We start from the raw sequence: 13,257 nt of genomic DNA, 5'->3' as shown, positions 1-13,257 counted from the left end.
CCCCTACGACACGACCTGGAGCAGCGCCTGGTTCTTGGCCTTGGCCGGCTCGGCCAGCCGCTGGATCTCGTTGCCCGCGCTGTCGAACACGACCAGCGTGTTGTGGGCGTGGCCGGCCGCGTGGGCGGCCGTGTGGCCGCCCGCGTGCCCCGGCTGCGCGGGCGCGGCGGCCATCCGCATCACGAGACGGCCGTCCGGCAGGTAGTACGCGCCGATCGCGTTGCCCTTGGCCGGCAGCTTCAGCCTCTTGCCCGTCGGGACCTCGACGATGACCGGCTTGAACGTGGTGGGCCAGGTCCTGGTGCCGGACGCCTGCGCGCCCTCCGGGAACGCCACGACCGCCTTGCTGCCGTCGGGCGACAGGCTCTGCACGTGGTTGATGGACTTGACGTTCTTGACCATGGCGGTCTTGCCCGTCTTGGTGTCGAGCCGGTAGAGGGCGTCGCCGGTGCTGGTGTAGCCGGCGAGATAGCGCCCGTTCCCCGCCCAGGCGAGGTGGCAGACGCCCTTGGACACGCCCAGCTTGTGCGGGGCGTTGCTGCCGTCGGCCCGGACGGCGTTGATCGTGCCGTTCGCGCTCGGGTAGGCCACCTTGGTCGAGTCGGCGGACCAGACCGGGGTGAGGCACGGCGTACTGCCCTGGAGACCGCTGACGATCGTGCTGGTCTTGCCGCGCTGCCTGATGTTGAGGTTGCCGCTCTCAGTGATCCAGGCGGCCTTCGTGCCGTCGGGCGACGCGGCGAACTGCGTGGCTCCGAAGCTGGCGAGCGGGTGCCACTCGCCGGCGGCCGTGTATCGGCTGAGCTGGTTGTCTGCCGCCGCGTAGACGGCGGCTCCGGACAGATCAGGCGTGGGCGCCGCCCACGCCGCCGACGGGACGACCAGAGCGGCGCCGAGTGCGGCACCAGTCACAATGCGTATCTTCATGATTACACATCGTGCCTGGAAAACGTCACAAACGCAGGAACGGCTCGCCGAAGTGAGCGGTCGCGAGAATCGCGCGCTCGGCCCTGAGCGCCGCGAGCACCTCCGCCCGCGTGCGCGCGGCCGCCTCCTGATCGTCGTCGTAGGCGTACCGGATGGCCGGGTCGTCGAGCTGCACCGGGTGGAGCACGAGGTCGCCGGTCATGGCCACGTCGCCGACCCTGGCGATCTGGTGGCCCGGCGTGTGCCCGGGCGCGTGATGCACGTGGACACCCGGTGAGACCTCGGCGTGGCCCTCGACGACGTGCAGCTGGCCCTTGATCGGGGTGAGGAGCCGGTCGAGCACGAGGCCCTGCGCGGCGTCCACCTCGGCCTGCTGGAGGACGTACCGGGCGTTCTCGAACGCGGGCCTGCCGTCGGTCACCACACCGCTGGCGTGGTCGCTGTGCAGGTGCGTCAGGACGACGGTGCCGATCTCGGCGGGCGAGACGCCCGCGGCGGCCAGCTCGCCGGCCAGGGTGCCGGGAACGGGGGCCCAGCTCGCGGCCGGTGAGTCTTCGTCACCGATGCCGGTGTCGACGAGGGTCAGCCGACCGGCCGCGTCGCGGATCAGATAGCAGTGGAAGTGCAGGACCCAAGGCTCGTCCTGGAGCCCGGAATCGGGGAACATCTCGGCGAGCGGGCGGCGGATCGCCGCTCCCATGGGACCTACGGCGTCGCAGAGCGGTGTCACCTCGACGCCGGACACTGTTATAGATGTATGCGGCACTCGCCCAGATTAGGCGGCTACGGCTACCTGCTGCTGGCGCGGAACGAACTCGTTCTCGATGTCGGCCGCGTAGACGGCGCGGCAGCAGTGCGCGCACCTGTACATGATCGGGCCCTCGTCGAGCTCGTGGTGGCACCGCGGGCAGTGGTTGACGGTCTTCATGGGTGCTCCCCCAAGGAGTTTCTGTTGGTTCTATGGAACCCTCACCGAGTTGCAGGGGTCCTGCATGTCACTTGACACGATGGCGCTGCTTCGACGGGGGCCCTATGCCCTCCGGCACACCGGGTGCGGTAATTTTCCTCGCAGTACGGTGCCGAGAAGAACATTGTCACGCCCCCCTGCCCGCGTCCGTGGGAGAAACTCCGAGAACGGTCCGGGAATAGCCCAAGAGGGCTAGGCGTTGACTGGACCAGATGGTGTGGTATCTTGCCACCAGGCGTCGAGCTTCGGCTCCGCTGATCTTCATCTGAGTCTCGCCCCGGTTCTCTCGAGGGGCCCGGCTTCCTTTCTTTTCGCACCGCGCCCGACCGCTTTCGGGCTGGTCCGGCGCATTCCCCCAAAGGGGTTTCACCATGTCTGTACACATTCCTGAGCAGCGTGCGGACGTGCCCGTCCGCCAGGTCGAGGGCCTCCTGGACGTACGCGAGAAATCCGCGTTCCTCCGGGCCGGGCACCTCCCCGGACCCGGCGACGTGCGCCTCACGCCCGACAAGGTACGGCAGTTCGACCTGCGGCCCGGCGACCACGTCGTCGCGTCGTTCGCCGGCAGCAAACTCGTCGGCGTCACCTCGGTCAACGGCGCCGCGCAGTGGCGCGACCGGCCCAGGTTCGCCGAGCTGACACCCGTACATCCGACCGAGCGGCTCCGCATCGAGACCGAGTCGCTCAGCACGCGCGTCATCGACCTCTTCGCGCCCATCGGCAAGGGGCAGCGCGGCCTCATCGTCGCCCCGCCCAAGGCCGGCAAGACCATGGTCCTGCAGGCGCTGGCCGCCGGGATCACCCGCAACCACCCCGAGGTCCACCTCATGGTCCTCCTCGTGGGCGAGCGGCCCGAGGAGGTCACCGAGATGCGCGCCACGATCTCCGGCGAGATCTTCTACTCCACCTTCGACCACCCCGACCGCGACCACACCGCCGTCGCCGAGCTGGCCATCGAACGCGCCAAGCGGCTCGTCGAGTCCGGCCAGGACGTCGTGCTGCTGCTCGACTCGCTGACGCGGCTGGGGCGGGCGTACAACAACCTGGCGCCCGGCGGCGGCCGGGTCCTCACCGGCGGCATCGACGCCGGGGCCCTGTACCCGCCCAAGCGTTTCTTCGGCGCCGCCCGCAACGTCGAGGGCGGCGGCTCCCTCACCATCCTCGCCACCGCGCTGGTGGACACGGGGTCGCGGATGGACAACAACCTGTACGAGGAGTTCAAGGGGACGGGGAACATGGAGCTGCACCTCGTCCGCGAGCTCGCGGAGCGGCGGCTCTTCCCGGCCGTGGATCTGGACGCCTCGGGAACCCGGCGGGAGGAGATCCTGCTGCACACGGAGGAGCGGCAGGTGGTGTGGCGGCTGCGGCGCATGCTCACCTCCCTGGAGAAGCGGCAGGGGCTCGAGATCCTCGTCGACAAGCTCCGCGCCACCCCCTCCAACGCCGCCTTCCTCCTCGAAGCCACCACCGCCGCCTGACCCCACACCCCGGCGCGCCACCTCTCAACGGAACCGCCGACGCGCACCCTTACCCAACGCACGCTCCGATCGGCGCTGTAACGCCCCGCCCTGCGCGCCCCCAAAGGACGCACGCCACCATCCATCGCCCGCGCCCTTCAACGCGCCGCGTCGGCGAGCAGGCGGCGGAGACCGGCGGAGTGGTGATGCGTACGTCAGGAGCCAAGCCCCGCCCCGTGGGAAGGGTCCCGGGGTGGTGGACGAGAATGGGCGGCATGCTGGCCGATATCGTCGAATACCTAGCGTGTCCCGTCTGCCGAGCCACCCTCCGGCTCGACGCCGGCGCGCTGCGGTGCGCCCAAGGGCACGCCTTCGACATCGCCAAGCAGGGCTACGTAAGCCTCCTGGTCGGCAACAAACCCCCGGGAACGGCCGACAGCCCCGAGATGGTGGCCGCGCGGGCGCAATTTCTCGACGCGGGCCACTACGCGCCACTGCACGACGCAGTAGCAGAAACTGTACGAAAGTACGCGTGCAGCAAGAACGTTCCAGCAAAACGTGAGTACTCCACCGAAACGAATGACGGCACGGGGCTGAGGGCGTACCGTGGGGCGGGAGTGGAGGCCGGTTACGGCGCTGGATCAACGGATCCCGCGTACGAGCCGGAAATCGACGGTGATCGTCGCGCGGAGGGCAGGGCCGCGCCGTTGATCGTCGACGCAGGCGCGGGCACCGGGCACTACCTGGCGGCCGTGTTGGACGCGGTGAACGATGGCATCGGGATGGCGTTCGATGTGTCGAAGCACGCTGTACGCCGGGCGGCGCGGGTGCATCCCAGGGCAGGGGCGTTCGTGGCCGACGTGTGGCGTCCGCTCCCCATCAGGGATGGGGTGGCCGATGTGGTGATGGACGTGTTCGCGCCCCGGAACGGGCCCGAGTTCGGGAGGATCCTGAGGCCCGGCGGCGTCGCGGTGGTCGTGACCCCGGCGGCGCGGCATCTGAGCCCGCTGGTCGAGGAGCTCGGGCTGCTCTCCGTGGACGACGAGAAGGAGCGCAGGCTGGCGCGGAGCCTGGAGGGCTTCGCCGAGGTGGAGCGACGTTCGGTCGAGTTCGAGATGGAGCTGGGGCATGACGGCATCGCCCAGGTGGTCGGGATGGGCCCGAGTGCGTGGCATACCGACCCGGCCGAGCTCGACAGGCGAATAGCGGGATTTATCTCCCGAAATGCCATGAACAGACAGCAAAAAGTAGTAACGCACGCAGCGTTTCACCTGTCTATCTTCGAGCCCGTACCCCGATCAAGACCCGTTCCTTGACGGGCATGTGGGACTGGTGTTACTGATGGGGCATTTAGTCCGAAATTCCCCCACATTCCCTGAGTTTTTCCCCGGAACACGCGCAATACTGGACGGCATCCCGCGCCCGGAGGCACGGGACATCAATGGGAGGGGGCGCACCGGATGAAGGCGGAGGAACGCTGGCAGGCCAGGTTCCGCGCGTCGCGCATGACGCTGCCGTCCTGGGCACGCCAGGCCCCCAACCGCTCCATCTACCGCTCCAACGCCACCGGCACCTGGGAGGTCTACGCCTGGGACCGCGTGAGCGGCGCCGTCCGCCAGGTCACCGACCGCCCGAAGGGCACCGCGTACGCCGCCATCGACCCCACCGGTCAGTGGATCTACTGGTTCGCCGACACCGCCGGCGACGAGTTCGGCGTGTGGTGGCGCCAGCCGTTCGCCGGCGGCCCCAACGAGCCGGTCGCCCCCGACCTGCCGGCGGGCCAGCCCGGCGGCCTCGCCCTGTCCACGACGGGCGTCGCGGCGATCAGCATGGCCAGCGAGGGCACGTTCAGGATCCATGTCGTCCGCGTCGGCGGCCCGGCGAGTCTCCTGTACGAGCACAGCGAGGCCGCCTGGGTGGCCGACATGTCCCTCGACGGCTCGCTCATCGCGATCAACCACGGCGAGTACGGCGACTTCCGCCACCCCGCGCTCCGCGTCGTCCGCCCGAGCGGCGAGACGGTGGCCGAGCTGTACGACGGGCCCACCAAGGGCGTCACCGGCCTGCACTTCGCCCCCGTCGTCGGCGACCGCCGCCTGCTGGCCCTGCACGAGCGCCGCCAGCGCCACGAGCCCCTGGTCTGGGACCCGGTGAGCGGCGAGCAGCGCGAGATCTGGCTGAGGGACCCCGGCGACCTGAACGCCGAGTGGTACGACGACGGCCGCGGCCTGCTCATCCTGCGCGACCACCGCGCCCGCTCGTACCTGCACCGCTACGACCTTGCGGGCGGCGGCCTGACGCTCATCGACACGCCGCACGGCGTGATCGAGGAGGCGTCTCCCCGGCCCGGCGGCCACGTCGAGTACTCCTGGTCCAGCGCCTCGCGCCCGCCGGTCATCCGCTCCAGCAGCGGCCAGGTCGTGGTCAATCCCGGCGGCCCGCCCGCCCCGCCGAGCGTCCCCGTCGAGGACATCGACGTCGACGGCGAGGGCGGCCGCATCCACGCGCTGGTCTCCAAGCCCGAGACGGGCGTCGCCCCGTACCCGGCCGTCTTCCTGCTGCACGGCGGCCCGACGGCGCACGACCGCGACGCGTTCTCGCCGGAGGTCGCGGCCTGGGTGGACGCGGGGTTCGCGGTGGTGCGGGTCAACTACCGGGGCTCGACCGGGTACGGCTCCGCCTGGCGCGACGCGCTGCACGGCGACGTCGGGCACATCGAGCTGGCCGACGTGGCCGCCGTACGCCAGGTCGTGGTCGATCGCGGCATCGCCGACCCGAACCGGATCGTGCTGGCCGGCGCGGCCTGGGGCGGCTATCTCACGCTGCTCGGCCTCGGCACCCAGCCGGAGCTGTGGGCGGCCGGCATCGCGGCGGTGCCGATCGCCTGCCACCAGACCTCGTACGAGGACGAGGCGGAGAGCCTGCGCGCCTACCACCGCGCGCTGCTCGGCGGCTCACCCGACGAGCAGCCGGAGCAGTACGCGGCCAGCTCCCCCATCACCTACGTCGACCAGGTCAAGAGCCCGCTGCTGATCCTCGCGGGCGAGAACGACACGCGCTGCCCGCTGCGCCAGATCGAGAAGTACGTGGCCAAGCTGGCCGAGCACGGGGGCGAGCACGAGGTCTACATGTACGACGCCATCGGCGGCTCGCTCGTGGTGGCGGAGCGGATCGCGCAGACCGCCCTCCAGCTCGAATTCGCCAGGAAGCACCTGGATCACAGTGACATTTGACACACTGTAAGAAGTTTCCCGACTGATCGACTTGACCGTCAGACTCTCCCGGTGACAGCATGTGCCGACGCTGTCACAGGGAGGCGTTGTTGAGCGTGTTAGCGGGCGCGCAGCACCACGATGGCCAGGTCGTCCTGGCTCGGCTCGGAGGCGAACTCTGCCGCGCCCCTGCGGATGCGCTCGGCCACCGCCCTGGCCGACAGCCCGGCGCATTCGGCCAGCAGCTTGGCCAGCCCGCCGTCGTCGTCGAGCAGCCGTCCGCCCGAGCGCCGCTCCGTCACCCCGTCGGTCACCGCCAGCAGCACGTCGCCGTGCTCAAGATGCACGGTGTCGGCCTCGAACATCACCTCGTGGAAGACCCCCAGCAGCGACTGCGGCGTGGTCACGGCCTCCACCTTGCCGCTCGGCTTGAGCCGCAGCGCCTCGGGGTGCCCGGCCGACACCAGGCGCACCTCCAGCCCGGTCGCCACGGGCGTGATGTCGCCGTGCAGCAGCGTGAGAAACCTGGCGCGCTCGCCCTCCTCCAGGATCGCCTGGTTGAGCCGCCCGAGCACGGCCGCCACGCCGTACCCCTCGCGGGCCAGCAGCCGCAGCGTGTGGCGGGCGAGCCCGGTCACGGCGGCGGCCTCGGGGCCCGTGCCGCACACGTCGCCGATCGCGAACCGCCACGAGTCGTCGCCCGCCTTGAACAGGTCGTAGAAGTCGCCACCCACCTCGTTGGTCTCGCCGGCGGGCTCGTAGATGACGCCGTAGTCGAGCCCGGGGACCTCGGGCTCGTTGGGCGGCAGCAGGCTGCGCTGGAGCGCCCGGTTGGCGGCGGCCTGCTGGGCGTAGAGCCGGGCGTTGTCCATGGCCAGCGCGGCACGCCTGCCGATGTCCTCGGCGAACTGGATGACGTCGTCGGGAAAGCGGTCGGGCCGGCCCAGGCACATCATGCCGAGCCCCCGCCCGCGCGCCGTGAGCGGCACCGCGAGCACCTGCGAGTCGGCCAGGTGGACGGTCGAGGTGATCCTGGTGTCGGCGGCGGCCACGTCTATGTCGGCGAGCTGCTCGCGCAGCCCGTCGATCTTGGCCTCGTCGGCGTGCCAGAGGTAGACCAGCCGCATCGGCCCGACGGAGTTGTCGGAGGTGTAGACGGCGCACCAGCTGGACAATCGCGGGACTACGACCTGGGCGACGAGGGCAGGTACCATGTCCGGGTCGAGCGTGCCCGCGAGCAGGTCACTCGCATCAGCGAGGAACCCGAGCCAGTGCGGACCTCGGGCGCTCTCCTCCAGCCATTCGGCGGCGACCCTGTCCGGGGAGCCAGGTAGCGTGAGCCTAGCCCAATGGACACGGGAATCGCCCGTGAAGGTGACGCCCCACTCTTCGACGTTCGCGGAAGGAGCTTTCGGATCACCCTGTGAGAGGCTTCGCTGCCTCAGTTCGACCTGTACGGCATCCCCGAGATGCTTCCAGATCACCTCAAACGGCTCGTCAGCGACCTGTTCGGCCAAATCTCCCGCGACTTGTTCGGCGGTATGGAGCACTCCGCCGGTGGCCCACGCGGTCATCACCTCGCGCGTGAATCTCATCGCAGCCGTCACAGCGGTCTCGCCCGGCGCGAAGGTCGCAGCGAGCACGGCATGGGGAGAAGCAGTCATCCCACCGTGCCTACCACACTTCCAGCTGACTTGGGGTAAATCCAAGGGCAGGACTCAGAGCTACTCATCGTGACAGACTTGTATCACTCGCCGGAGCCCGCCGCGAGTGAAGGAGGCCCCATGACCACGGCCAAGGCCGCGCCAACCCCGGAGGAGAGGACCTACACCGAGTCGGATCTCATTCCCATCCTTGAGACCCTTTTCTCTTGGCGTGATGGTGATTTCCGGCGTCGTGTCCCCCACGCGCCTCCCGGGATCCTCAGCGAGGTCCGGCTGCTGCTCAACGAAGTGGCCGACCGCCGCGAACACCTGGCGAACGAGCTGGTGCGCGTTCGCAAAGAGGTCGTCAAGGAAGGGCGGTTCGGCGAGCGGCTGACGCCCGGGCCGGGCGTCGGCGCGTGGGCGGAGAGCGTCGAGTCGGTCAACCAGCTGATCGACGCCCTGGTGAGCCCCGTGAGCGGCGCGGCCGACGTGATCGACGCGGTCGCCAAGGGCGACCTGTCGCGCCGGATCGACCTCGACCGGTCCGCCAGGGGCGAGGTGCGGCGCCTCGGCAAGGCCATCAACGGCATGGTCGACCAGCTCGCGCTGTTCAACAGCGAGGTGACCAGGGTGGCGCGCGAGGCCGGCACCGAGGGCCGGCTGGGCGGCAGCGCCAACCTGCGTGGCATGTCGGGAAGCTGGCGCGACCTCACCGAGGCCGTCAACACGATGTCGTCCCGCGTGGCCGCGCAGGTGCGCGACATCGCGGTCGTGACCACCGCGGTGGCCAAGGGCGACCTGAGCCGCAAGGTGACGGTCGACGCCGTGGGCGAGATGTTCGAGCTGAAGAACACCGTCAACACGATGGTCGACCAGCTCTCCGGATTCGCCGAGGAGGTCACCCGAGTCGCCCGCGAGGTGGGCACCGAGGGCCAGCTCGGCGGCCAGGCCCAGGTGACCGGCGTCTCGGGCGTCTGGAAGGACCTCACCGACAACGTCAACTTCATGGCCAACAACCTGACCTCCCAGGTGCGCAGCATCGCGACCGTGGCGACGGCGGTGGCCCAGGGCAACCTGTCGAAGAAGATCACCGTCGATGCGCAGGGCGAGATCCTGCAGCTCAAGGACACCCTCAACACGATGGTGGACCAGCTGTCCTCCTTCGCCGACGAGGTCACCCGAGTCGCCCGCGAGGTGGGCACCGAGGGCAAGCTGGGCGGCCGGGCCGAGGTGAAGGGCGTGTCCGGGGTCTGGAAGGACCTGACGGACAACGTCAACTCGATGGCCAACAACCTGACGTACCAGGTGCGCAACATCGCCCAGGTGACCACGGCCGTGGCCAACGGCGACCTCACCCGCAAGATCGACGTGGACGCCCAGGGCGAGATCCTCGAGCTCAAGTCGACCATGAACACGATGGTCGAGCAGCTGTCGTCGTTCGCCTCCGAGGTGACCCGAGTCGCCCGGGAGGTGGGCACGGAGGGCCAGCTGGGCGGCCAGGCGCAGGTGCGCGGCGTGTCCGGGGTCTGGAAGGACCTGACCGACAACGTCAACTTCATGGCCAACAACCTGACCTCCCAGGTGCGCCAGATCGCGGCCGTGTCGTCGGCGGTGGCCCAGGGTGACCTGTCGAAGAAGATCACCGTTGACGCGCAGGGCGAGATCCTGCAGCTCAAGGACACCCTCAACACGATGGTGGACCAGCTGTCGTCGTTCGCCGACGAGGTCACCCGAGTGGCGCGCGAGGTGGGCACGCAGGGCCAGCTGGGCGGCCAGGCCCGGGTGACCGGCGTCTCGGGCGTCTGGAAGGACCTCACCGACAACGTCAACTTCATGGCCAACAACCTGACCTCCCAGGTGCGTAACATCGCCGAGGTCACCACGGCCGTGGCCAACGGCGACCTCACCCGCAAGATCGACGTGGACGCCCAGGGCGAGATCCTGGCACTGAAGACCACCATCAACCGCATGGTGGACCAGCTGTCGTCGTTCGCCTCCGAGGTGACCCGAGTCGCCCGGGAGGTGGGCTCCGAGGGACAGCTGGGCGGCCAGGCCCGGGTCGAGGGCGTCGAGGGCACGTGGAAGCGGCTCACCGAGAGCGTCAACGAGCTGGCCGGCAACCTCACCACGCAGGTGCGCGCCATCGCCACCGTCACCAGCGCCGTGGCCCGCGGCGACCTGACCCGCTCGATCGCCGTCGAGGCGCAGGGCGAGCTGATGGAGCTGAAGGACAACATCAACTCGATGGTGGCCAACCTCCGCGAGACCACCCAGGCCAACCAGGAACAGGACTGGCTCAAGTCCAACCTGGCCCGCATCTCCAGGCTCATGCAGGGCCACCGCGACCTGCTCGAGGTGGCCAAGCTGACGATGAGCGAGCTGACGCCGCTGGTCTCGGCCCGCTACGGCGCCTTCTACGGCATCGACCCCGAGGGCGACCACGAGCTGATACTGATCGGCGGGTACGGCGTGCGCCCCGACCGGGGGCCGCGCCAGCGGTTCGCGATCGGCGAGGGCATCGTCGGCCAGGCGGCCGCCGAGGGCCGGCACATCATGCTCGACGACGTGCCGCCGCAGTTCATCACCATCGACAGCGGGCTCAGCCAGTCCACGCCCGCGCAGATCGTGGTGCTGCCGATCCTGTTCGAGAGCCGGGTGCTCGGCGTGCTCGAGCTGGCCTCGTTCACGCCGTTCGGCGAGGTGCACCTCGACTTCCTGCGCCAGCTCGTCGAGACCATCGGTGTCACCATGAACACGATCATCGCCAACTCCCGCACCGAAGACCTGCTCACCGAGTCGCAGCGGCTCACCAGGGAGCTCCAGGAGCGCTCCGACGAGCTGCAGCGCCAGCAGGAGGAGCTGCGCAGATCCAACGCCGAGCTGGAGGACAAGGCGGCGCTGCTGGCCAAGCAGAACCGCGCGATCGAGATCCAGAACTTCCAGATCGAGCAGGCCCGCCGCACGCTGGAGGAGCGCGCCGAGCAGCTGGCGGTCTCCTCGCGCTACAAGTCCGAGTTCCTCGCGAACATGTCCCACGAACTGCGCACGCCGCTCAACAGCCTGCTGGTGCTGGCCAAGCTGCTGACCGAGAACGCCGAGGGCAACCTGACCTCGCAGCAGGTGGAGTTCGCCCGCACGATCCACAGCGCGGGCTCGTCGCTGCTCCAGCTCATCAACGACATGCTCGACCTTTCCAAGGTCGAGGCGGGCCGGATGGACATCCACCCGATCCAGGTGTCTCTGCCGAAGATGGTGGACCTGCTGGAGGCGGCGTTCACGCCGCTGGCGCAGGACAAGGGGCTGTCGTTCAGCGTCGACGTCGAGAACGACGTGCCGAAGGAGCTGCGCGCCGACGAGCAGCGCCTGCAGCAGGTGCTGCGCAACCTGCTCTCCAACGCGGTGAAGTTCACGCCGCGGGGTGAGGTGAAGCTGCGCGTCTCGATGGCGCCGCCCGGGGTCGACTTCGACGACGACACCCTGCACGGCGCCGACGACCTGCTCGCCTTCCAGGTGATCGACACCGGCATCGGCATCGCGCCCGACAAGCGGGATGTCATCTTCGAGGCGTTCAGACAGGCCGACGGCACGACGAGCCGCAAGTACGGCGGCACGGGCCTGGGTCTCGCGATCTGCCGGGACATCGCCAGGCTGCTCGGCGGCGAGATCCACGTGGACAGCGAGCTGGGCAAGGGCAGCTCGTTCACGCTCTACCTGCCGGCCTCCTACACCGGCCCGCTGGCCGCCACCGACGGCGGCGTGGCCCGCCGCCAGCTGATGACGACGTCGGCGGAGGAGTCGGCCGCCGCGGTCGCGCCCGAGCCGCCGCTGCCGCTCGACCTGCCGATGCACGAACTGGTCGAGCCGGTGGAGACCCCGGCCCAGTGGCAGGGCGACGACCCGCTCAGCGGCGCCAAGATCCTCATCGTGGACGACGACATCCGTAACGTGTTCGCGCTGACCAGCGTCCTGGAACGACACGGTTCCACGGTCGTCTACGCTGAAAACGGTCGGGAGGGGATCGAGCAGCTCGAACGAAACGAGGACGTCGCGCTCGTGCTGATGGACATCATGATGCCGGAGATGGACGGCTGGGCCACCACCTCCGCCATCCGGCGCATGCCTCAGTTCGCCGACCTGCCGATCATCGCGCTGACCGCCAAGGTCATGCGGGGCGATCGCGAGAAGAGCATCGCCTCCGGCGCGTCCGACTACGTCCCCAAGCCGGTGGACGTGGACCGCCTGCTCGAACGCCTGCGCGGCTGGCTGAGCCGCGGGCGCGGGTCCATGTCCGACTCGTCAGCCTCAGCAGCCGAAGGGTCGTGATCGATGCCAGATCGCGCCAAGATTCTCCTCGTTGACGATCGCGAGGAGAACCTGATCGCCCTCGAAGCCATCCTCAGCTCCCTCGACCTGGTGCCGGTGCGCGCCAGGTCGGGCGAGGAGGCCCTCAAAGCGCTGCTCAACACCGAGTTCGCCTTGATCCTGCTGGACGTGCGCATGCCCGGCATGGACGGCTTCGAGACGGCCGCCCACATCAAGCGGCGGGAGCGGACCAGGAACATCCCGATCATCTTCCTGACCGTGGTGGACAGCGCGCCCGACTACGCCTTCCGCGGCTACGCGGCCGGGGCGGTCGACTACCTGACCAAGCCGTTCGACCCCTGGGTCCTGCGGGCGAAGGTGTCGGTGTTCTCGGAGCTGTACAACATGAACAAGCGGCTGGCCGAGCAGGCGTCCCTGCTCCGCGACCGCGTGAGCGGCGAACTCCCGCCGGGGGTCGGCGACCACGCCTCGGTGCTGCCCGAGCTGTCGCGACGGCTGACGGCGGTGGAGGACGAGCTGGCCCGGGTTCGGGAGCTGGCCCGCAAGGCCCAGGACCCGGCCCTCACCGTCCCCCTGTCCGACCTCACGGACCGCCTCAACCACCTCCGCGCCGGCTTCGACGCCCTCTCCTGACCCCGCCCCGCCCCGCCGGGCATGACGGCGGGGCATGGAGGCGGGGGCATGGCTGCCGGGCGCGACGGTGGTCGGCGCGTCGCACCGACGAC

The 13,257-nt window shown here is 69.6% G+C and carries 9 protein-coding genes; 5 read left to right on the top strand and 4 right to left on the bottom strand.

Annotated elements, in window-relative coordinates:
* Positions 1-3: 3 nt before the first annotated feature.
* The 3 genes from ACWDRB_RS38970 to ACWDRB_RS38960 all read right to left on the bottom strand — a co-directional run bounded on the left by ACWDRB_RS38970 (position 4) and on the right by ACWDRB_RS38960 (position 1,855).
* Positions 4-927: a TolB family protein gene (locus ACWDRB_RS38970; protein WP_449902428.1), complete on the bottom strand. Its 924-nt coding sequence runs from the start codon at positions 925-927 to the stop codon at positions 4-6.
* 25 nt (positions 928-952) lie between these two features.
* Positions 953-1,627, bottom strand: coding sequence for an MBL fold metallo-hydrolase (locus ACWDRB_RS38965; RefSeq protein WP_449902426.1), 675 nt, complete (start codon positions 1,625-1,627; stop codon positions 953-955).
* A gap of 75 nt (positions 1,628-1,702) precedes the next feature.
* Positions 1,703-1,855, bottom strand: a complete 153-nt coding sequence (locus tag ACWDRB_RS38960; protein WP_387572230.1) for a hypothetical protein — start codon at positions 1,853-1,855, stop codon at positions 1,703-1,705.
* Between the two features lie 410 nt (positions 1,856-2,265).
* On the opposite strand from ACWDRB_RS38960, the gene rho reads away from it, so the two are divergent.
* From rho to ACWDRB_RS38945, 3 genes are all read left to right on the top strand, one after another.
* Positions 2,266-3,372, top strand: coding sequence for a transcription termination factor Rho (gene rho, locus ACWDRB_RS38955; RefSeq protein ID WP_449902423.1), 1,107 nt, complete (start codon positions 2,266-2,268; stop codon positions 3,370-3,372).
* 245 nt (positions 3,373-3,617) lie between these two features.
* The gene (locus tag ACWDRB_RS38950; RefSeq protein ID WP_449902421.1) at positions 3,618-4,667 is read left to right on the top strand and encodes a putative RNA methyltransferase; all 1,050 of its coding nucleotides are present in this window, start codon (positions 3,618-3,620) and stop codon (positions 4,665-4,667) included.
* 144 nt (positions 4,668-4,811) lie between these two features.
* On the top strand, positions 4,812-6,584 hold the full coding sequence (locus ACWDRB_RS38945; protein WP_449902418.1) for a S9 family peptidase: 1,773 nt from the start codon (positions 4,812-4,814) through the stop codon (positions 6,582-6,584).
* A 98-nt stretch (positions 6,585-6,682) separates the two neighbouring features.
* Here the strand turns inward: ACWDRB_RS38945 and ACWDRB_RS38940 are convergent, their stop codons facing one another.
* Entirely contained in the window at positions 6,683-7,777 is a 1,095-nt protein-coding gene (locus ACWDRB_RS38940; RefSeq protein WP_449902416.1) for a PP2C family protein-serine/threonine phosphatase, read from the bottom strand.
* A 570-nt stretch (positions 7,778-8,347) separates the two neighbouring features.
* Here ACWDRB_RS38940 and ACWDRB_RS38935 point away from each other — a divergent pair.
* Together ACWDRB_RS38935 and ACWDRB_RS38930 are read left to right on the top strand one after the other, a co-directional pair.
* Positions 8,348-12,532 carry a HAMP domain-containing protein gene (locus tag ACWDRB_RS38935; RefSeq protein ID WP_449902413.1) on the top strand — a complete coding sequence of 1,395 codons (4,185 nt, stop codon included), beginning with the start codon at positions 8,348-8,350 and terminating at the stop codon, positions 12,530-12,532.
* Positions 12,533-12,535: 3 nt separating this feature from the next.
* Complete coding sequence (locus ACWDRB_RS38930) at positions 12,536-13,165, top strand: response regulator (protein ID WP_449902411.1); 630 nt, start codon at positions 12,536-12,538, stop codon at positions 13,163-13,165.
* Positions 13,166-13,257 lie beyond the last annotated feature (92 nt).

It is taken from the genome of Nonomuraea sp. NPDC003707 (assembly GCF_053587055.1).
Note: the sequence above shows the minus strand (reverse complement) of the source record. Positions and strands in the feature narration are given on the sequence as shown.